The sequence below is a fragment of the Vibrio sp. 10N.261.45.E2 genome, from assembly GCF_002875705.1.
Taxonomy (GTDB): domain Bacteria; phylum Pseudomonadota; class Gammaproteobacteria; order Enterobacterales; family Vibrionaceae; genus Vibrio.
This window is the reverse complement of the sequence record NZ_MCZZ01000142.1, coordinates 45,394-65,263: the sequence shown is the minus strand read 5'-3', so window position 1 is coordinate 65,263 and position 19,870 is coordinate 45,394. Positions and strand designations below refer to the sequence as shown.

The following is a 19,870-nucleotide window of genomic DNA, read 5'->3' as shown; positions in this document are numbered from 1 at the left end:
AAAATGAAAGTAATTGATACTCGCATCCCTGATGTGAAAATTATAGAACCAAGTGTGTTTGGTGATGAGCGTGGTTTCTTTATGGAGACTTGGCAACAAGAAAAATTCGAACAACTAGTAACAGGTGGGCCAACTCAATTTGTACAAGATAATCATTCTAAATCTGGAATGGGCATCCTACGTGGTTTGCATTATCAAACTGAAAATACTCAGGGTAAACTAGTAAGAGTTGTATCAGGAGAGGTTTTTGATGTAGCTGTCGATATACGCAAGAGCTCTCCAACATTTGGACAATGGGTTGGAGTATATCTATCAGAAGATAACAAAAGACAACTTTGGGTACCCGAAGGGTTCGCCCATGGTTTTCTTGTCACGAGTGAGACTGCTGAGTTTGTCTATAAATGCACCGATTACTATAATCCTTTGTTTGAGCACTCCATAGCATGGAACGATAAAGATCTATCCATTGACTGGCCTGAAGTGCCTCAAGTGCTACTATCTGAAAAAGACAGGCTCGGAAAAGCACTTATAGAAGCGAAGGTATTTGAGTAATGGATAGTTTTAACTCATCTCCAATTGAGATGTTTGCGTCTAGTATCAAACATCGTAGTTTGCTGAAAACAATGACAAAACGAGAAGTTGTTGGTCGTTATAAAGGTTCTTTTTTTGGTCTAATGTGGTCTTTTATCACACCATTGTTGATGCTAGCAGTCTATACATTTGTTTTTGGGGAAGTGTTTAATGCACGTTGGCATACGCAATCTGAATCATCAGGACAGTTTGCATTGATGCTATTCGCAGGCCTGATAATTTTTAACCTATTCTCTGAAGTCGTGAACAGAGCTCCTAGCCTAATTTTGGGTAATGTAAGTTATGTAAAAAAGGTAGTGTTTCCACTAGAAATACTACCTGTAACAGTTGTATGCTCGGCTCTTTTTCATTGTGTCGTTAGTATTTCTGTGTGGTTGTGTGCTTATATTGCTTTATTTGGTCCCCCTCATGTGACGATTCTTTTCTTACCTATTGTTTTAGTTCCTTTGATTATTCTGATTCTTGGATTAGCATGGCTATTAGCTGGATTAGGTGTATTTATCCGAGATATCGGTCAAATGGTCGGCCTATTAACAACTGCTATGATGTTTTTGTCACCAATTTTCTTTCCAATAACGTCCTTACCAGAGCAATATAGAGATCTAGTCTACTTTAATCCCTTGACGCTACCTATTGAAGAATTGAGGTTGATACTATTTTGGGGAGAGGTTCCTAATTGGGATAGAATTGGGGATTATAGTATTATTGCACTATTAATAGCTTCTTCAGGTTTCTATTTTTTCCAAAAAACAAGAAAGGGTTTTGCTGATGTCCTTTGATAATAATACTGCGATTAAAGTAGATGGTATTAGTAAAATTTTTCAAATATACGACAACCCCCAGAATAGACTAAAGCAGGCTATATATCCTAAGTTACAACGAGTATTTCGCTTAGATGAACATCAATACTATAATGAGTTTTCCGCGTTGACTGATGTTTCATTTGAAATTAAAAAAGGTGAAACAGTCGGAATTGTGGGAAGAAATGGTTCGGGTAAATCAACGATTTTGCAGATAGTTTGTGGCACATTATCTCAAACAACAGGCTCAATTAAAACTAATGGTCGAATAGCTGCGTTACTAGAATTAGGTTCTGGCTTCAATCCGGAGTTTACTGGTCGTGAAAATGTATTTATGAATGCAGCAATATTGGGTTTAACTAAAGAAGAAACAAAAAAGCGCTTCAATAGCATCGTAAATTTCGCAGATATAGGTGCTTTTATCGATCAACCGGTCAAGTCTTATTCTAGTGGTATGGTTGTTAGGTTAGCGTTCGCAGTATCTATTAACGTTGACCCTGAAATTCTAGTTGTCGATGAAGCATTATCTGTTGGTGATGAAAAGTTTCAACGTAAATGTTTCTCTAGATTAGAAGAGTTAAAGAAAAGAGGCACTACAATACTATTTGTATCTCACTCTGGCCCTCAAGTCATTGAGCTATGTGATCGTGCTATTCTAATGGATTATGGTGAGAAATTAATTGAAGGTAATTCAAAAGAGGTTGTCGGTCATTACCAGCGATTATTATATGCAACGGAAGAAAAGAGCCCTTATATTCGTGCGGAAATTGTTAAGTTGAGCAACCCGCCCTCACAAAATACTGAGAAATTTGATGCGAATAATTCCAATGTTGCTGGGTTTTCTGATACGAAGGAATTAAATCGGGGAGATTACTCTAGTTCGTCAAGTTTCCAAGAGTCAATGGAAGACTATTTTGATGAGAACCTAAAACCATCGAGCACTATTGAATATGAGTCTAATGGTGCGGTTATTTCGGTGCCATTTATTTATTCTAGTGATGATAGAAAGGTGAACAATTTAATACCTAGAGGCAAATATGTTTACAAATACAAGGTTAGATTTACTAAGAGCGCAGAAAACGTAAGGTTTGGAATGCTAATTAAAACCTTATCTGGACTTGAGCTTGGTGGTGCACACACTGCAAACAACTCTAGTAGCGCAATACCTTCTGTTCAAGAAGGAGATATCTATGATGTAGAATTTACATTCAATTGTAATTTGACTCAAGGTGTCTATTTTATGAATGCAGGAGCCGTGGGTACAATTGACGGCTTGGAAACGCACCTACATCGATTATTAGATGTACAAATGTTTAGAGTTCTTCCAGACGTAGACAACTTAAGCACTGCAATTGTAGATTTTGGCTGTATTTCAAATATTGTGAGTTACGAATGAATGTTAGGAAATTAATCGTTGTATTAGGAATGCATCGAAGTGGAACAAGTGCGATTACAAAAAGTCTGCAAACATTGGGTGTTGGTTTAGGAACCGACCTTTATGCCGCTGGAGCTGATAACCCTAAAGGCTTCTGGGAAGATGTAGATTGCTTGGCAATAAATGAGAAATTACTATCAATTCTTGGCTCAGCACATGACCATCTTGCTTTTTCTTGGACAGAGCTTGAATCTAACTTGGAATTGCAAGACTTAAAGAGACAAGCTATTGACTTAATTAATAGAAAACTAGATGAGAATGGCGGTATTTGGGGGTTTAAAGATCCCAGAACATGTAGGCTGTTAAGCTTTTGGCAAGATGTATTCAAAAATATCGAATGTGATGTGAGCTATGTAATTGCGATACGTAACCCATTAAGTGTTGCTGATTCTCTTTTGAAAAGAAATCAAATGGCAAAAGCCAAATCACATGTGCTTTGGCTACAGCACACGATACCTAGTTTAGAGTTAACTCATAATACTAGTAGAGTTATTGTTGATTATGATAACTTGATGAAGGAACCATACCCACAGATCGTTAGGCTTGCTGGAACCCTATCAATGGCAGTGCCGAGTAAAGATTCTCAGCAGGTAAGTTCTTTTATTAATGACTTTATCGATGAAGATTTAAGGCATACAGAGTATACGCTAGAAGACCTCAAGAATAACGAAGATGTCCCCTTGTCTGTTTATCAATTTTATTCATTTTTAAATAAACAATCCTGTCGTGAAGAGAATGTTGATGTAATTGAATTGAATAAAGTGTTGACTGGTTTGAGGTTGAGCTGTGGAGAAATAAAACCTCTGACTATACTAGTAGAGTCTCTTGAGCAAGAGATTGGGAGCTTATCTGCTGAGTTACTATTGGTAGGTGAGGATAAAAGGGACTTAACACAAAAGATTCATGAACTAGAAGCTAAGTTACTAAACTTGAATGAAGAATATGAGGGTTTAAAAAGCATTAACTCTGAATTGAATGTCAGCAACGAGAACTACGAGAGAGCGATTCAATCAGAAAAAAAGCAAAATACTTTAATTTTAAACAGTCGTTCTTGGAGAGTAACCAAGCCTCTTCGTAATGTAAGTGCATTTTTTTCAGATATACGAGAGCAATTTTTATCATATGATCCTAGAAGTATTTGGCATAGATTACCGATATCTACAGACTTTAAAATAAAATTGAAGTCAGCTGTCTTTGAGACATTTCCTTTCGTATTTAGAAATACTGATGCTTATAAAGCTTGGTATAATATGAATCACTCTGAATCAAATGACTGGACGATAGCTAATACTTCTCGAATCACTAAAGACTTTGATAGTAGCACTTACGTATCTAAAACCACTGTCCCTTGTCCAAGTGAGCTCCCTGTTAAGCTAATTGCATTTTATTTACCACAGTTTCATGAAATTCCAGAAAACAATGAATGGTGGGGAGATGGCTTTACGGAGTGGACTAATGTTAAATCGGGTCAACCTCTTTTTGAGGGCCACTATCAGCCGCATGTACCGGATGAGGATATTGGGTATTACAATCTATTAGACTCAAAAGTACAACAACAACAGATTGAAATGGCCAAGCTTTATGGAGTAGGTGGATTTTGTTTTTATTACTATTGGTTTGGTGGTAAACGACTCCTAGAGCAACCAATAGAGAATTATCTGGAAAACAAAGAACTTGATCATCCTTTCTGTCTCTGTTGGGCTAATGAGAATTGGTGTCGTCGATGGGATGGTCGCGAAAACGAGATTCTGATTTCACAAGATCACTCATGTGAAGATGATATTGCCTTTGCTGCCGACGTAGCTAGATATATGCGTGACTCTAGGTATATCCGTATAGATGATAAGCCACTTTTGGTTGTTTATAGACCGAGCCTACTGCCATCCGCTAAAAAGACCGTTAAACGCTGGCGTAATTATTTCAGAGAGAACGGAATTGGCGAGGTTTATATAGCATATACTCAATCTTTTGAACGTTTTAACCCTAAGAGACTAGGATTTGATGCCGCTATTGAATTTCCACCAAACAATTCGACGCCACCCAATATTACTAACAGTGTAAAACCTTTAAACAGCTCATTTTCCGGGAATGTTTTTGATTGGTCTATATTTTTGAAACGTTCAAGAAAATGGAATAAACCAGTCTCATACAGGCTGTTTCGTTCGGTGTGTCCATCTTGGGATAACACAGCAAGAAGAAAGAATAACAGTACAATTTTTGCGGGTAGTAACCCAGCGGATTATCAAAAATGGCTAGAGAACGCTGTACAGGATACTTGTGACAATATAGAAAACCCTGACGAGCGATTAGTTTTTGTAAATGCTTGGAATGAATGGGCTGAAGGGGCACATTTGGAACCCGATCTGAAGTATGGCTATGCTTGGCTAGAAGCGACTCGAAAAGCGCTGACTGGCGAGTTAGATGTTGGTGAAAAAAAAAAGATCGTTGTAGTATCACATGACGCTCATCCACATGGAGCCCAGTTCTTAGCATTGGGCCTCGTCAGATCATTAGCTTTGGATTTCAAATTTGAAGTACATACGGTTTTTCTGGGTGGTGGCAAGTTAAAAAGTGAATTTCAAAAGTATTCTCAAACGCATTCGGTAATTTCAGAAGCTAATTTTGATAAGGATGCTATTGATGTAGTTAAAAACCTAAAAACCTCCGGAGTGTGTCACGCAATTGTCAATACGACGGTATCGGGAAAACTTATAAAATACCTTTCTGAGGCAGGTATCGATTGTCTAAGTTTGATACATGAGATGCCTAATGTAATTAAGCAGTATTCATTAGAGCAGTGCACTTTAGATATTGTAGAGCATGCCTCAAAGGTAGTATTTCCTGCAGAAGTTGTAGCTGATGGTTTCTCGGAATTTGCCTCGTTAAATGATGAAAAAAAGGTTATACGTCCCCAAGGATTATGGAGAAGAATCCACAATAGGCATAAGGTAGATGATGTTAGGCGACAAGTAAGAGACAATTTAGGTGTACGTCCTGGAACAAAAATCGTCCTTGCTGTTGGCTATGGCGATCATAGGAAAGGTCCGGACTTGTTTGCTAGAGTTGGTTTAGAGATCCTTGAGAGTTATTCGGATTTGGACGTGCTTTTTGTTTGGATCGGACATTGGGACAGTGTTACTAGATCAGAAGTTGATGAGATTATAAAAGATAAAGAGAGACACTTTAAATTTTTGGGGTATGAGCCTAATACGGAACAATACCATCTTGCATCAGATGTTTTCGCTTTAACTTCTAGAGAGGATCCATTTCCTAATGTAGTGCTCGAATCATTTGATGCAGGAGTACCGGTTGTGGCTTTTGAAGGATCAGGTGGCGCAGCTAAACTGGTAGGTGATGTGACCGGGTTATCTGTTCCGATGGGGGACGTTAAGAGTTTTTCAAACACTATTGCGACTTTGCTGAGAGAGCCTACAAGACTAAAGGTGCTTAAGAATGAGTTGAGAAACTTGGTAGACAATGAGTATTCCTTTAGGAATTACATTTTCAATATTTTAGAACATCTCAATCTTAAATTACCGAGGGTTTCGGTAATTGTACCAAATTATAATTATGGCAACCTTATTAAGGAAAGGCTAGATTCTATATTGAAGCAAACTATGCCCTTTTACGAGCTCATTATATTAGATGACATGTCAAATGATAATAGTTTGGAAGAGATTCAAAACTGGATAAAGACAAATCAAGTTGAATGCAAACTTATAGTCAATGAAGAAAACTCGGGCTCGGTGTTTAATCAGTGGTACAAGGGATCCATGCTAGCTAAAGGTGATTTAATCTGGATAGCTGAAGCTGATGACTTGGCGCTACCTAATTTCTTAAAAATGGTAGTTGAACCCTTTAATTCGGTTCAAGGTACTGTGTTGAGCTACTGTGACAGTATACAGATTGATCAAGAAGGCCGTGTACTTGCTGGTAACTATTATGAATACACGAAAGACCTTTCAGATACTCACTGGCTTAACAGTTTCAGCGTAGACGGTTATGATGAAGTTTCAAAATATCTAGCAATTAAAAATACTATTCCTAATGCAAGCGGTGTAGTCTTCAAATCTGATGTATTGCAAGAAACATTAAATATGTACCTTGATGATATTAAAGGCTTATCTAATGCAGGTGATTGGCTAATTTATGCTATGGCTTTGAAAAGAGGAAAATTAGCTTTTGAGCCTACAAGCATGAACAAACATAGAAGACATAACCAAAGTAAGATAGGTAGTGAGAACAAACAGTCTCTCGTCAGAGAAATAGAGCAAGTACAAAGGCTTATATCCAATGAGTTCGATATAGCTGACGATGCTAAAATTAGTGCAAGCAAGTATATAAGTCACCTAAAACAACAATTCAGGTTAGTAGAGTAGATGAACAACATATTAGAAAATTCAAGGTGTTTAGTACTAGGTGGATCTGGTTTCATAGGAACGAATCTTTGCAACCAGTTACTTGGTAAAGTAAAGAGCTTACGAATATTCGATCGAGCGCAAGGGCATATTGACGGCGTGGAATGGGTACAAGGCGATTTCCTTTCTAATGATGACCTGAACAATTGTACGCGTGATATTGATATTGTATTCCATTTAATTACAACCAGTACACCTGCGAGCTCTTTGGAAGACCCAGTACGAGATGCTCAACAGAATATTCTCCAAACACTGCAGCTACTAGAGTCTTGTAGAATCAATGGTGTTAAGAAAGTAGTATTTATTTCATCTGGTGGGACGATATATGGCAATAGTAAAGTCTATCCTATTCCCGAAAGTACCCCTGAAAACCCTATATCTCCTTACGGGGTTAGTAAGTCTTCGATCGAAAAGTATATTAAGTTATATGAACATCTTTACGGGATAAAAGCTGTAATACTAAGACTGTCTAATCCATATGGCCCGTTCCAAACAGGAAGAAACCAACAAGGAGTGATTGGCACTTTTATTTCAAAAGCTCTATCAGGAGTTGGAGTAGAAATATGGGGTGATGGGGAGGTAGTAAGGGATTATATTTATATAGATGATGTAATTGAGGCGATTATGATGTCTGCCGAATATGAAGGGAGTCACAATACTTTCAATATTGGTAGTGGTAAGGGAGTATCGTTGTTAGAGATTATTCATGCTATTGAGAACGCTTTAGGGAAAAAAATAGAGGTCAGTTTTAAAACTAGTCGTAGCATCGATGTGCAAAAAAGTGAGCTAGACTGCAGTAGAGCAAAGTCTGAGTTTGGTTTTGAAGCTAGCATAGATATATCAGTAGGTGTCAAAAACACTATTCAATGGTTCAGAAAGTAATTAGGTTAATTATAAATGAGATATGTAATATTGCTGCGAAATATTTATCATTACATTCGTAGTGGTTACAAATTAGACCCAGAGTACTATTTAGATACTAACCCTGACCTAAAGGATGTTAAGTCTCCCTTACAGCATTATATTGTACATGGTAGACAGGAAGGAAGAACTTGCTGCGAAAGACAGTTGTACGATTACCATGTAAGATTAGGGGAAATAGAGTATGACAAAAATAAAGAAACAGTCATAATAGTTTCTCACGAATCTTCCGGTACTGGAGCTCCGCTTGTTGGACTTAACCTAGCGAAGGAGTGGTTAGAGAGATATAACGTTATTTCCGCAGTGCTTAGAAAATCAAATATACATGATGATTTTGTTAAAAATAGCTTTCTCGTATTAGAAAACTGCCAGGATAATTCCAAGTTATGTGAAGCTTTGCTATCAAATATACAATCAAAGTACAAGATCAAGGGGATTATTTGTAACTCAGTTGAAACGCTGCCAATGCTAATTGCTAGCCATACGTTAAATATTCCTTCAGTTTCATTAGTCCATGAGTTCAAGGATTACACTCGACCAGTTGGAAAGTTGGTTAATACAGTGTTGCTAGCAGATAATGTGGTTGTTCCTGCTAACATTATAAAAGAGTCTCTTCTCGAAGAGATTGAGTCAGTAATGGGAGCCAATAAGATTCCCAACAACATAAATATACTACCTCAAGGTAAATTGAAGTACCTGCCAACTTCTTATGGAGAAAACTTATCTCCCGAAAAAATCAGAAGCAAACTAGGGCTTAAAAAAGGCACTAAAATTGTCGTTGGTGCCGGGTATGTGCAACCAAGGAAAGGCGTTGACGTATTCATCGAGATAGCAAAGATAGTTAAGGATAAATATGCTGATGAGTTTGCCTTTATATGGATTGGAGGGGGGTATGACCCTGAGTTTGACCTTAGTTACTCAGTATGGTTAAAAAAACAGCTCGATGAATATCAACTATATAAAAACTTCTTCTTCTTAGAACATCAACAAAGTATAGATCCACTTTTGGAACTGGCAGATGTATTCCTTTTGACTTCTAGGCTAGATCCTTTCCCAAATGTGGTTATTGATGCGCTGAACAAGAATAAACACGTAGTTTGTTTTAATCACTCGACTGGATTTGCGGATTTCTTCCGTGAGAATGAGTGTGATGCTACGGTTGTTGACTACTTAGATGTTTCTAGCGCTTCTGATGTAATAGTTAGACAGTTTGAAATGGGGGCTAGATCTGATCTTAATAAGCGTCTGGTTGATGATGTTTTGGACTTTGCTGATTACAGTTATAAGTTAGAAGCCCTGCTAGGGGAGTCACATGATCTTGTTCGAGAACAAATCAGTATGTGTGACGAAATCAAACTATCGGGTATGTTCGACGTAGATTATTTTAATCCAAGTCAAAGCTTGGATGACGCCATAAAGTCATACGTAAACTACTCTAGAAAAGGACTACATGTTAGCTCGCCATTACCTGGATTTTCTAATTTGGAGTGGATTAGCAAGAATAAATCCTCGGTCTACTGCGTGCCATTGTATGAGCAATTAAAGCTTAATTCTAACGTCACTACCCACAACTGTCATATAGTCGACACCAACAAAGAGAATAGCTTCAGCGAAAATAATATTGCAGTTCACCTACACCTTTTTTATACCGAATTGGCAGGAGAGTTCGCGTCATACTTTGAGAATATTACGTCTAGTTTTGACCTGTATATAACTGTTTGCAAGGATGTTGACGAGGATGAAATGAGAAAGACTTTCTCTATCACAAAAGTTAATAATCTTGTAATTAAGAAAGTAGCAAACAAAGGTAGAGATATAGGTCCACTGTTTATAGATTTAAAGGATGAATTGTTTAATTCAAATTATGACATGATTGGACATTTTCATAGTAAAAAATCTTTCGATGTCGACGGTGACGGAGTTGGAGATCGTTGGAGGAAGTATTTAATGGGTAGTCTCGTTGGTAGTCCTGCTCATTTCGACCAGATTCAATCTATCATGGAAGATAAAAATGTAGGTTTAATTTTCTCTGAAGATGTTCATGAAGTTTGTGCCGGTAAAAATCAACTTTTTATTGATGCATTGTCTAAGGACCTCGGTATTCAAGAAGGCGTAACTAGTGTGTTTCCCGTTGGGACAATGTTTTGGGCAAAACCATGCGCATTGCTGCCCTTAGTTCACTCTGACTTTTCAATCTATATTCAACCAGAGCCGCTACCTTATGATGGCTCATATATGCATGCGATTGAGCGACTTCTACCAACGGTTGTTAAGAGCGCTGGTATGACATTTTCTACTGTTTATACTGAGAATACTCGCTGGTAAAAATAGCTAATTCTGTTCAATTTTATATAACTAAACGGATTCCCCAATGGTCAATAAGTATATCGATTACACTGTGTTGGTGTTGCTTTTTATATTTAGTGTGGTTTATTTTCTTCTAGGTACATTTGAAATAGGTGGTCTAGATGACGCCTATATTACCTATCAGTTTTCCAAAAATTTTGCTGAAACAGGACAGATTTTGTGGTCATTGCAGGATGCGAGCCCTGTATATGGTTCGACGACCTTTATCTATACTTCTATTTTGGCTTTCTGTAGTTTACTCGGTTTTGATATACCAACATCAAGTGTAATTTTAGGAGCTGTTTTTTGGGCTCTGTGTAATACTGTTATATATCTGATTCTTAGGAAAAATAATAGTATTTCTATATCTTCACTTGTTATTTGTATGCTGGCGCCCCTGTCTATACAGGTGTACCTATCTTATGGGATGGAGACCTCCCTTTATACATTTCTTTCACTGTTGTGCTTTTATTTCTATAGTTTAGATAGACTTAAACTACTTTCATTCTGCGCTGTATTACTGCTCTTTACTCGACTGGATGGTATACTTGTCCCATTTTTGATAACCTGTCATTACCTTTTTATTTGTCAGCAAAACAGTTTGAAGGAACGGTTTTGGAATATAGTAAATAGTACAAAGTATGCATTTGCTTTGTTTTTATTTGTTTGTATATTTTTGTATGCTCACTTCGACTCTTTATTGCCTAATAGTTTCTATGCGAAAAATTACTTTGGCTCTGAAGTCTCGGGATTATTTAATGTGACGCACTATTTGGAACTCATGAGGTTCCATGATCATCCAATTTTGAGTGGTACATTATTAATCTTGTTTCTTGTTGGATTTACTTTTAGTATATTTAATATCAAACAGCGAGGTTCGTTGGTTTTTCTCTGGAGCGTATTCTATGTTTTAATGTTTCAGTTTAAAGGTATGCCTCATTCGCCTTGGTATTATGCTCCAATAATACCGGTTTTCTATGCTTTAGTTTATTACACTAGCATTAAACTACTTAGTTTTTCCTTTGGTAAAATTGTTGCCAAGCAAAGTATGAAGAATAAATTATATTTTGCGTCTACTGTCGTTTTACTAGTGTGCTGTTTGTTCTCTGCATACATTGAGGTCAAGAATAACGTAAATCGATTTGAGTCTGACTTTTTGGGAGCAAACACATATTTAAACGAAGAGCGCCGAGTAATGTCGGATGTTATATTATCTGATATGAACGATTCTGGAATGACTGAGGCATCCGTTTATGCGTTTGAAGTCGGTTATCTCGGATACGAAATTCCAGGTAAGGTTTATGATATACTAGGTTTAGTTACACCCGAGGTCGTTGACAATGGAGGTTATAGGAATTACTCGGTTGAATTACTTGAAAAGTATAAACCTGATTACGTAGTAATAGTAGACACACCATATTATCTTCCAGTTACGAAAGTTCTTACAAGTAAAAGCTTTTTAATTGGTTATGAGCCTATATTCACATTGCCTCGTATTTTTGGTCACAATTATGTAGTGTATAAGAAATTAGAAAACCAAACTACTTTAGTTGAAGAAACCATCATCAATTTCGATTTAAGTAATATAGAAGTTAACTCGCAAGTTCAAGGTTTCAGTGCAGATGGCTCTAGTGTTATCGCTAAAACGAGTGGAGATGATCCTTTTTTCTACCTTCACAACCAGGACATTCAACTAAGTGGGAATATGTTGCTAAAGTTGAAAGTAAAAAGCTCTGAGAGTGGTTTATTTGAGATGATATTCGATGTCGGTTCCGGCTACGACTTCGAGAATAGTGTTAAGCTTCCAGTCAGTAAAGGACTAGAGTTTGTCGAGATGTATTGGCCTCTCAATTTGGAAGGAAATGTTCGGAATATAAGAGTAGACATTCTTGATAGAGAAGGAGAGATAGCTATTGAACAAATTTCACTTATAAACCTTCGATAGCCTTACTCGAACCAGCTCTGGGAGGCATTCATTTGATGTCTCCCAGAGTTTCAAAGACACCGAGTAAAGGTCGTTTACACATAGTGGCTCAGGAGGTGTTGCGAATTCGATACTAGTGCTTGGTTTGTCTTAGGTTTAAAATTCGACTACCTTAAGTTAAGACATATTGTAGATTATTAAATCGTCTCCTAGATAATACAGAAACCTGAGTATGAGTGATTCAAGCAACTCATTTATACTGTTCCGGGTTTTGTTCCGTGATTAAATTTAGAGATAGAGCCATCCCGCTTCGTGTGTTTCTTAGTCAATACTACAAGTTTCAGGCACGCCTAACCCAGTAAGCTGGTTCAATGCTTTTATCATTGCGTATGTTTCACCCACCTAAGCATTGTGATTTCTTAACTACAGTCGTCCTCCTAGCAACTGTTTAACTCGATACATCGCGGTTTCTGACAGTGATCGTCTGTGGTGTCCATAACGCTCTTTCCAATAATTATTTGAGCCGTATAACTTCTTGCAACCCATGGCTAGATTTCGAGGGTGACCACACTCTCAGAATGTTGCCCCTTCTCTTAGAGGAATAAGCGCATCGGTTCGCTTAACCTTAAAGCAGTGCGACAACGCTCTCGTTTCGTAAGCGCCTTCACCAGACGCCTCAAGGGTACACCCGCGTGTTTTTTTCAATAAGTTCGGAAGTACTTCCCCATCTGTAACCGTCGATTAACTTAGTTCGGCTGCAATAATTTCATGAGTGTTTATATCGACGACAATATGCAGCTTTCGCCATACTCTACGCTTGCCATCTGTCCCGTGTTTTTTGACTTTTCATTCAGCTTCGTCATAAGCCTTAAAGTCAGTCGCATCAATGGCTAGGTGCTGTATTACTCCTCTCCTTTTAGTGTTAAATGAGACCTTAGCTTTCTTGGATCTACGACTGATGCAAGTGAAATTCGGACAACTTAATGAAACATGGAGAAGTCTAAACATTGAGTCGATAAATCCTGGCAGGAATCTCCGTGGCATAGAAAAAACTCGTTTCACCATGAGCGCTGTTCTGATAACTGAATCGACGTGGCCTTCCGCGCTTATTCTGTTTGCTTTGCGCCCAACGTTTATCACCTCTTCATCGATCCAAAAGGTCTGAGAGTCACGATTAATGAGTGACTGCTTTTATTGCTCCCAGTTAGTTGTTTTGTAACAAAGTCTAGGCATAGGGCTACGAAATGTAGCTGATTAGGTCGTAGGTTCTTGATTTAGTCTCGCTGAATTACGCAACAAAGCCAGAATGGATGAAGGATTGCACTGAGCTTACTAAAGGTGAAGTGATTGCCATTGACGGTAAGCCGTTAGAAGCTCTTATGTTGAGTCTCGCGGTCTTGGTGCTATTCACATGGTAAACGCTTTAGCGACTGAAAATGGTGCTAGTATCGGATAACGTAAAGTTCACGAGAAACCGCATGAGATCACCGCTATCCCAGAGTTGCTCGAGCTGCTTGATATATCAGGTTGTTTGGTCACTATTGATGCAATGGGACGTCAAAAGAACATTGCTCAGAAAATACGTAATAAGAATGCTGATTACTTACTGGCGGTTAACGGTAATCAGGGGCGTTTAGATCAAACGTTTAATGGTTATGTTACAAAAACACGATCGTGATTCACATAGCACGCTAGAAAAATCTCGTGTTCACCAGGATACGAGACTGGCCTCAACGAATACTGATTTGATTGTTTTAGGTGATATTAGACTTGAATGGCCAGAGCTAAAAAAGGTTCATCGCAGCTTTCCGGTGAAAGCCGCTTTTATCTTCAAGAAGAAGTAAGCGTATCTCGATACCCACCCCCCATTCGCTTGATTAGCTTTATCTTGTTGTTTATCCCTTCCAGTGTGCTGGTATTTAGTGGATAACTTTCCGATGCGATAATACCGTGAAGATAAGGACCTAGTTTTCGTACGATCTCTTTCAATGGCTTAATCCCACTCCCTTTTACTTTTTCCCACCACGCCTTTCGGAGCCCTTTAGCATGTACTTCTGATTCACAATACCAAAGCTCTTTGAGTTGTGCACCGAGTATATAAGTGGTCATTAAGTCCTTATTGATATTCAATATTTCTGTAAGATAGCTGTCTTGATGTGCATTTAAGTTGCCTCTATTTTTCAGCAACACCCAGCGTGAGCGCTTGACCCATAGCCTCGCTTTTTTATCTTGCTTGAGTTTGTTGGCTTGGTCGACTCTGACTCTATCCATCACCTCTCGACCGAACTTGGCAACAACATGGAATAAGTCGTAAAAGATTTTTTCGTTCGAGCAATGAGCTTGGACTTCAAGGTCAAACGCCGTATTCATATCCATCGCGCCCGCTTCGGTATTGTAGCCATGTTTGTCTATCTGTTCGAAAAGCGGTCGTATGCCTTTGCGACTACGGCCTAGTCCTATCCAAATGACTTGGTGAGTCTTAGTGTAAGCAATAGCAGTTGCATACCTATGTTCCTTAAAGATAGCGAACTCCTCCATGACGAATTGCTTTAGCCCCTACCATTTCACTGGCTAAGTTGGCGTTTATATATTTCTTTAATGGTGTGCCAATGAATGCTCGTTAACTGGGAGATATGCTTAATGGGAAGAACAGGCAGTAGTTGTTCTATATAATTTCTTAGGCGCTTCGTTATACGCTCATAAGGCCCCAACCAAGATAGAGGCTCTGTTCTTATACCGCATTGACGACACTTAATTCTTTGTGTTTGAACAGAAAGTTCAGCAGGAACAACGAGCAACATGGCCTATTTTACATGACACCATTGATCCTATGGATAGCCTCGGCCTCTATACCACAAAAGCATTTAGCCTCAGAGTTAGGTTTAAGAGTCAGGGTAATAAGTGATGCTGTTTGATGAGATTTTGCTATTTGAAAGCCTTCCCAGAATGAAGATAGGAAAGTATGGACCTGCATGAAAACGGTAGTTTGTGTTTGGCGACTAAATCATATCACTTACTATCGTTTTTGTTTTTAGTTCCCACGAACCCGCGATGAACCAAAAAATGGATATCGTTGTTTCTTTATGGCAAAAAGAGAGGTCGCGAAAGAGTCAGAATTAACGGTGAGATACTACATTATCTCGAAGGAATTAAGTGCTAAAGAATTGTTAAATGCCACGCGTTCAAGCTGGTTGGTTGAGTCGATGCGCTGGTCGTTAGACACTGCGTCGAAAACGAGCAGAGGAAGGTGCAGAAAACTACGCAAGGTTCAAGCAGATGTGCTTAAACGTGTTGAAGAGTGAAACGACGCTAAAAGCGAACATCGAACACAAAAGAGCAATGTGTGCGATGAATTGTGGGTACCTTTAAAGGTTCTGGCAAGCTTTTATTGACGCAGATGTTCATGATTTTTCCGTGGTCTATGGGACTCGTTAAGTAGAAACAGCATCTTTTGGTTTTCTAAGGATAAAAGCGCAAACCAATCCAGTTAACATAGCAGGCCATAAAGTCAATATTCTAGTTACAACTGAACCAATAGTCGCTATTTCGATACTAACGCCAACCTGAGTCAAGAGCCAAATCATTCCAACCTCCGTTGCCCCGATACCGCCGGGTATTAATGATGCAGCACCTATCAACAAGCCTAGACAATAAATACTTACCGCCATTGCTATGTTGATCTTAACATCTAAGTTAGCCAATAATAGGTACAAGATTACTCCCTGAGCTGTCCATGCTAATAATGTAAGAAGCTGACTTTTGAACGCTATTGGCATTCTCCATAAATCAATAAGCATCGTTATTGACTCAAACCTTCGGTTAGTTGAAAGAGAATTCAGCAACACATTGAGAGCGGGGACAACAATGAAAGGCAAAAAAAAAGTAGCTAACGACGCTAAGCTAAGCGTACGATTGCAATGCTCGATAAGGAAATATGTGCCTAAGAGTGAAACGACCATAACATCAAGTAATCGTTCTGATATAAAGCTTACAAACGTGTAGCGAAAGGGTACCCCTAGATCATCTAGGTATGTTCCGCGCATTAGCTCCCCAGCTTTTCCCGGAGATGCAGTAAAAGCAAAACCTGAAAGGTATATGATGATATGCCGAGTTATCGAAGCCTTGCGTTCTGTACGGCGTATATACCCCAGCCAGCGGAGTGAACGGCACAAATAGCTCAACCCGGATAGGCATAAACACAGGCCCATGAGCGCTATAGAGAGCGAATGTGCTGACTTTAATGTAGTGGTTAATTCTGATGAATTGTTCCAGGCGATATAGATGACAAATCCTATAGCCAACCATAAATACAGACGTTTCAAGCCTTGTATATAGATGTTATTGCCCATTAGTTTTCTTGCTTAGTTTAGATAGTAGGTGAATGCATAATGCACACACCAAGCAGAAGCGATGCCAGTAACAACCCCAGCCAAAATCTCAACGCGAGTATGTCCCATTCGCTCCCTTAATGGCTTCCTTTCTTTGTTTTTGTTCAACAAATTTATAGCCTTAGCGTGCTTGCCTACTTGCTGGCGCAAACTGTTCGCATCAAGTATGACAATAAACGCTAAAGCTAATGCCACGACTAAAGCTGGCTCTTGAAGCCCTTCATTTAAAGCAATAATCGTTGCGGCACTACTCACGATACTACTATGGTTGCTTGGCATGCCGCCGTAGCCAATCAAATCAAAAGCTAAACGTTTTGCTTGAATAGTATTGAACGCAAACTTTGTACAGCCAGCCACTAACCACGCAAAAAAAGGTGTAATAAGGTAACTAAGATCCATAACGTTTTCCTTTTTTAAACGGTTAATGAGTAGATGCAGGCAGCAATCCATCCGAGAATAGTTAGCTGAAGCCAACGGTCGGCAAACAAGGCATCTGTTGGTGATTCACCTGAATCTTTCGACTCTACAATAAACCAGTAACGGTATAAGCCAAATAAAACGAATGGAATGGTATACACCATATCTGGCTTATCCGAAATAACAAATAAGCTATAAAATAAGATGGCACAAGTTGCTGACATTTCGGCATATTTATCAACAAGCTCTATCGTGTAAAACTGTAGTACATTTCGAGCTTTGTTACCGCTTTTCATGAGCTCTTGTCGTCTCTTAATTGAGGCAAGGAAAAGTGCTAGGGAAAGTGTGGTTATAAACATCCAAGAAGAAAGTGGCACATCTAAAGAAACCGCACCAGCATAGACGCGTAAAACAAAACCTGTCGCTATCGTAAAAATATCTAATACAGGTTGGTGCTTAAGGTAGAAAGTATACGCCACATTTAGTAGCAAGTACGCTGCAACTACCGCTACTACTTCAGGGTAAACCAAAGCTGATAGCGCTACGGCACCATACAAAACAACCATCAAAATGCGTGCTTGTGGTTTACTCACTTCACCTGATGCTAGCGGTCTGCTTTTAGATTTAACAGGATGCTTTCTGTCATTTTCGATGTCGTTATAGTCATTTAACACATAAGTTGCTGATGAAGCTAAACAAAAAATAACAAAGGCAGACAGCGAATGCTGGACTGACAGCATATCAGTGAATACTCCTGAGAAAAGCAAAGGCGCAAAAACAAAGGCGTTTTTGACCCACTGCTTTGGCCGCATAAGACGTATTACTGGAGGTAAATTGGACATTTTAATTCTTCTTAATAAAATCTAGGCAAAATCTAGGCAAAATTTAGGCAAAATGATATGCTGATGGTTTATAAAAATCAATGTATATATAATGACTAAGAGTATGCTTTATGTCGCTTTTGCTATCGTAGCGACCATTGTGAACCTTTTCACACAAGAAATAACATCAACCCTTTTTCACTATGAATATGAATATGAAATTGTTGTTAGTATGTTCACAGGCACGCTGACGGGATTGATTGTTAAGTACTTGCTAGATAAGAAGTTTATTTTTAGGTTTGAAACTAAAAGCCAGAAGCAAGATATCACAACCTTCTTTTTCTATAGCTTAATGGGTGTGATTACTACAGTCCTTTTTTGGGTTACGGAATATACCTTTGACCTTTGGTTTGAAACCAAAACAATGCGCTATGTGGGAGCAGTGATTGGGCTGAGTATTGGCTACGTCACTAAATACTACTTAGATAAAAAATATGTATTTATAGAGCGTTAGAATGAAAAAAATAACAAGCTGGGGTAAATACCCACTCATTGATGCAAATATCAACGTACCTTCGAGAAGTCAAAAGTTAGCGAATGAAACGCAAAGCGGAATAGCACGAGGCTTAGGTCGTAGCTATGGTGACAGCGCACTTTCAGAAAACATCGTAGTCAGTGAGCAGTTAAATCACTTTATCTCGTTTGATGAAAACACAGGGACGCTCCGCTGTGAAGCAGGTGTTTCACTTGATGAAATCTTAACAAGCTTTGTCCCAAAAGGCTGGTTCCTTTCCGTCACACCAGGAACAAAATTCGTGACTGTTGGAGGCGCTATTGCCAGTGATGTTCACGGGAAAAATCACCACCTTGAGGGCAGTTTTAGTGATCACGTTACTTCGTTAACCCTCATCACTAATGAGCAAGAAATCACTTGCTCAAGAGAAGATAATCCTGACTTATTCCACGCCACCTGTGGTGGAATGGGATTAACTGGCATTATCACGGAGGCAACATTCAAATTGAAACCGATAACTAGTGCTTACATTAATCAAAAAGTAGTTAAAGCTAAAAATTTAGAGATCGCTTTAGCACTGTTTGAGCAATATAAAGATGTGACCTATTCGGTTGCGTGGATTGATTGTCTGTCCACAGGCGATAACCTAGGTCGCTCATTACTAATGCTAGGAGAGCACGCTGACAAAGGTGAACTTACCACGCACAAAGGCGGTTTATTAAATATGCCGTGTGATATGCCTTCTTTTTTGTTGAACAAATACACCATACAGACATTTAATTCAGCCTATTATAACAAGCAACTGAAAGAAGAAGTAAACAATACTGTTCACTATGACCCATTCTTCTACCCACTTGATGGCATCAATAACTGGAATCGTATGTATGGCAGTAATGGCTTTACACAATACCAGTTTGTTATTCCTAAAGAAGCAGGGAAAGAAGGTCTGACCGAAATCCTTGAAGCGATAGCGGAATCAAAACAAGGTTCTTTTCTTGCAGTATTGAAGGTGTTTGGTGAAGGTAACAAAAATCTCTTATCGTTCCCAATGGAAGGTTATACCTTAGCGCTTGATTTCAAGCTAAACGAAAAGCTATTTACTTTACTCGATAGACTAGACATCATTGTTAGAAAATATGAAGGCCGTTTGTATCTCTCTAAAGACGTCAGGATGCCAGAAGAGATGTTTAAGGCGGGATACCCTCAATGGGAAGAGTTCCAAGCATTAAGAAAAGAATATGGCGTAGATGAACTGTATCACTCGTTCCAGTCTAAACGGATAGGATTATAAAGAT

At 38.7% G+C, this 19,870-nt stretch carries 14 protein-coding genes and 2 pseudogenes; 10 read left to right on the top strand and 6 right to left on the bottom strand.

Annotated features, from left to right (window positions below):
• Positions 1–3 precede the first annotated feature (3 nt).
• From rfbC to BCT34_RS17360, 7 genes are read left to right on the top strand one after another with little or no spacing between them, the layout of a single operon-like run.
• Positions 4–552: a dTDP-4-dehydrorhamnose 3,5-epimerase gene (gene rfbC / locus BCT34_RS17390; protein WP_076657081.1), complete on the top strand. Its 549-nt coding sequence runs from the start codon at positions 4–6 to the stop codon at positions 550–552.
• A complete protein-coding gene (locus tag BCT34_RS17385; protein ID WP_076657080.1) occupies positions 552–1,370 on the top strand; it encodes an ABC transporter permease in 819 nt (272 codons plus the stop codon). The genes rfbC and BCT34_RS17385 overlap by 1 nt, the downstream gene beginning before the upstream one ends.
• Positions 1,360–2,787 (top strand): ABC transporter ATP-binding protein, encoded by a 1,428-nt coding sequence (locus BCT34_RS17380; RefSeq protein ID WP_076657079.1) that lies wholly within the window; start codon positions 1,360–1,362, stop codon positions 2,785–2,787. The genes BCT34_RS17385 and BCT34_RS17380 overlap by 11 nt, the downstream gene beginning before the upstream one ends.
• Complete coding sequence (locus tag BCT34_RS17375) at positions 2,784–7,205, top strand: glycoside hydrolase family 99-like domain-containing protein (RefSeq protein WP_076657078.1); 4,422 nt, start codon at positions 2,784–2,786, stop codon at positions 7,203–7,205. Before BCT34_RS17380 ends, BCT34_RS17375 begins: the two co-directional genes overlap by 4 nt.
• Positions 7,206–8,126 carry an NAD-dependent epimerase/dehydratase family protein gene (locus tag BCT34_RS17370; protein ID WP_076657077.1) on the top strand — a complete coding sequence of 307 codons (921 nt, stop codon included), beginning with the start codon at positions 7,206–7,208 and terminating at the stop codon, positions 8,124–8,126.
• Between the two features lie 15 nt (positions 8,127–8,141).
• The gene (locus BCT34_RS17365; protein WP_076657076.1) at positions 8,142–10,490 is read left to right on the top strand and encodes a rhamnan synthesis F family protein; all 2,349 of its coding nucleotides are present in this window, start codon (positions 8,142–8,144) and stop codon (positions 10,488–10,490) included.
• 46 nt (positions 10,491–10,536) lie between these two features.
• The gene (locus BCT34_RS17360) at positions 10,537–12,456 is read left to right on the top strand and encodes a hypothetical protein (RefSeq protein ID WP_076657075.1); all 1,920 of its coding nucleotides are present in this window, start codon (positions 10,537–10,539) and stop codon (positions 12,454–12,456) included.
• 300 nt (positions 12,457–12,756) lie between these two features.
• Here BCT34_RS17360 and BCT34_RS17355 read toward each other — a convergent pair.
• Positions 12,757–13,614 (bottom strand): annotated as a pseudogene (locus tag BCT34_RS17355) (IS5 family transposase).
• A 128-nt stretch (positions 13,615–13,742) separates the two neighbouring features.
• Here BCT34_RS17355 and BCT34_RS17350 point away from each other — a divergent pair.
• Positions 13,743–14,284, top strand: a pseudogene (locus BCT34_RS17350) (ISAs1 family transposase); the annotation flags it as partial.
• On the opposite strand, the gene BCT34_RS24675 reads toward BCT34_RS17350, so the two are convergent.
• From BCT34_RS24675 to BCT34_RS17325, 5 genes are all read right to left on the bottom strand, one after another.
• Positions 14,266–14,973: a transposase gene (locus BCT34_RS24675; protein WP_241902794.1), complete on the bottom strand. Its 708-nt coding sequence runs from the start codon at positions 14,971–14,973 to the stop codon at positions 14,266–14,268. The pseudogene BCT34_RS17350 and the gene BCT34_RS24675 sit on opposite strands and share 19 nt — an antisense overlap.
• Positions 14,974–14,999: 26 nt before the next feature.
• A complete protein-coding gene (locus BCT34_RS24670) occupies positions 15,000–15,236 on the bottom strand; it encodes a helix-turn-helix domain-containing protein (protein WP_241902793.1) in 237 nt (78 codons plus the stop codon).
• 630 nt (positions 15,237–15,866) lie between these two features.
• The gene (locus BCT34_RS17335) at positions 15,867–16,784 is read right to left on the bottom strand and encodes a lysylphosphatidylglycerol synthase transmembrane domain-containing protein (protein ID WP_076657074.1); all 918 of its coding nucleotides are present in this window, start codon (positions 16,782–16,784) and stop codon (positions 15,867–15,869) included.
• Positions 16,785–16,796: 12 nt separating this feature from the next.
• A complete protein-coding gene (locus BCT34_RS17330) occupies positions 16,797–17,222 on the bottom strand; it encodes a divergent PAP2 family protein (RefSeq protein ID WP_076657073.1) in 426 nt (141 codons plus the stop codon).
• A 14-nt stretch (positions 17,223–17,236) separates the two neighbouring features.
• Positions 17,237–18,082, bottom strand: a complete 846-nt coding sequence (locus BCT34_RS17325) for a decaprenyl-phosphate phosphoribosyltransferase (RefSeq protein ID WP_076657072.1) — start codon at positions 18,080–18,082, stop codon at positions 17,237–17,239.
• Between the two features lie 91 nt (positions 18,083–18,173).
• Between BCT34_RS17325 and BCT34_RS17320 the strand changes: the two genes are divergently transcribed.
• Complete coding sequence (locus BCT34_RS17320; protein WP_076657071.1) at positions 18,174–18,575, top strand: GtrA family protein; 402 nt, start codon at positions 18,174–18,176, stop codon at positions 18,573–18,575.
• A 1-nt stretch (position 18,576) separates the two neighbouring features.
• Positions 18,577–19,866: an FAD-binding oxidoreductase gene (locus BCT34_RS17315; RefSeq protein WP_076657070.1), complete on the top strand. Its 1,290-nt coding sequence runs from the start codon at positions 18,577–18,579 to the stop codon at positions 19,864–19,866.
• Positions 19,867–19,870 lie beyond the last annotated feature (4 nt).

Bases quoted from the DNA above. Each gene is read 5' to 3' on its own strand.
- rfbC (WP_076657081.1), top strand. From the start codon at position 4: ATGAAAGTAATTGATACTCGCATCCCTGATGTGAAAATTATAGAACCA.
- BCT34_RS17385 (WP_076657080.1), top strand. From the start codon at position 552: ATGGATAGTTTTAACTCATCTCCAATTGAGATGTTTGCGTCTAGTATC.
- BCT34_RS17380 (WP_076657079.1), top strand. From the start codon at position 1,360: ATGTCCTTTGATAATAATACTGCGATTAAAGTAGATGGTATTAGTAAA.
- BCT34_RS17375 (WP_076657078.1), top strand. From the start codon at position 2,784: ATGAATGTTAGGAAATTAATCGTTGTATTAGGAATGCATCGAAGTGGA.
- BCT34_RS17370 (WP_076657077.1), top strand. From the start codon at position 7,206: ATGAACAACATATTAGAAAATTCAAGGTGTTTAGTACTAGGTGGATCT.
- BCT34_RS17365 (WP_076657076.1), top strand. From the start codon at position 8,142: ATGAGATATGTAATATTGCTGCGAAATATTTATCATTACATTCGTAGT.
- BCT34_RS17360 (WP_076657075.1), top strand. From the start codon at position 10,537: ATGGTCAATAAGTATATCGATTACACTGTGTTGGTGTTGCTTTTTATA.
- BCT34_RS24675 (WP_241902794.1), bottom strand. From the start codon at position 14,973: ATGGAGGAGTTCGCTATCTTTAAGGAACATAGGTATGCAACTGCTATT.
- BCT34_RS24670 (WP_241902793.1), bottom strand. From the start codon at position 15,236: ATGTTGCTCGTTGTTCCTGCTGAACTTTCTGTTCAAACACAAAGAATT.
- BCT34_RS17335 (WP_076657074.1), bottom strand. From the start codon at position 16,784: ATGGGCAATAACATCTATATACAAGGCTTGAAACGTCTGTATTTATGG.
- BCT34_RS17330 (WP_076657073.1), bottom strand. From the start codon at position 17,222: ATGGATCTTAGTTACCTTATTACACCTTTTTTTGCGTGGTTAGTGGCT.
- BCT34_RS17325 (WP_076657072.1), bottom strand. From the start codon at position 18,082: ATGTCCAATTTACCTCCAGTAATACGTCTTATGCGGCCAAAGCAGTGG.
- BCT34_RS17320 (WP_076657071.1), top strand. From the start codon at position 18,174: ATGACTAAGAGTATGCTTTATGTCGCTTTTGCTATCGTAGCGACCATT.
- BCT34_RS17315 (WP_076657070.1), top strand. From the start codon at position 18,577: ATGAAAAAAATAACAAGCTGGGGTAAATACCCACTCATTGATGCAAAT.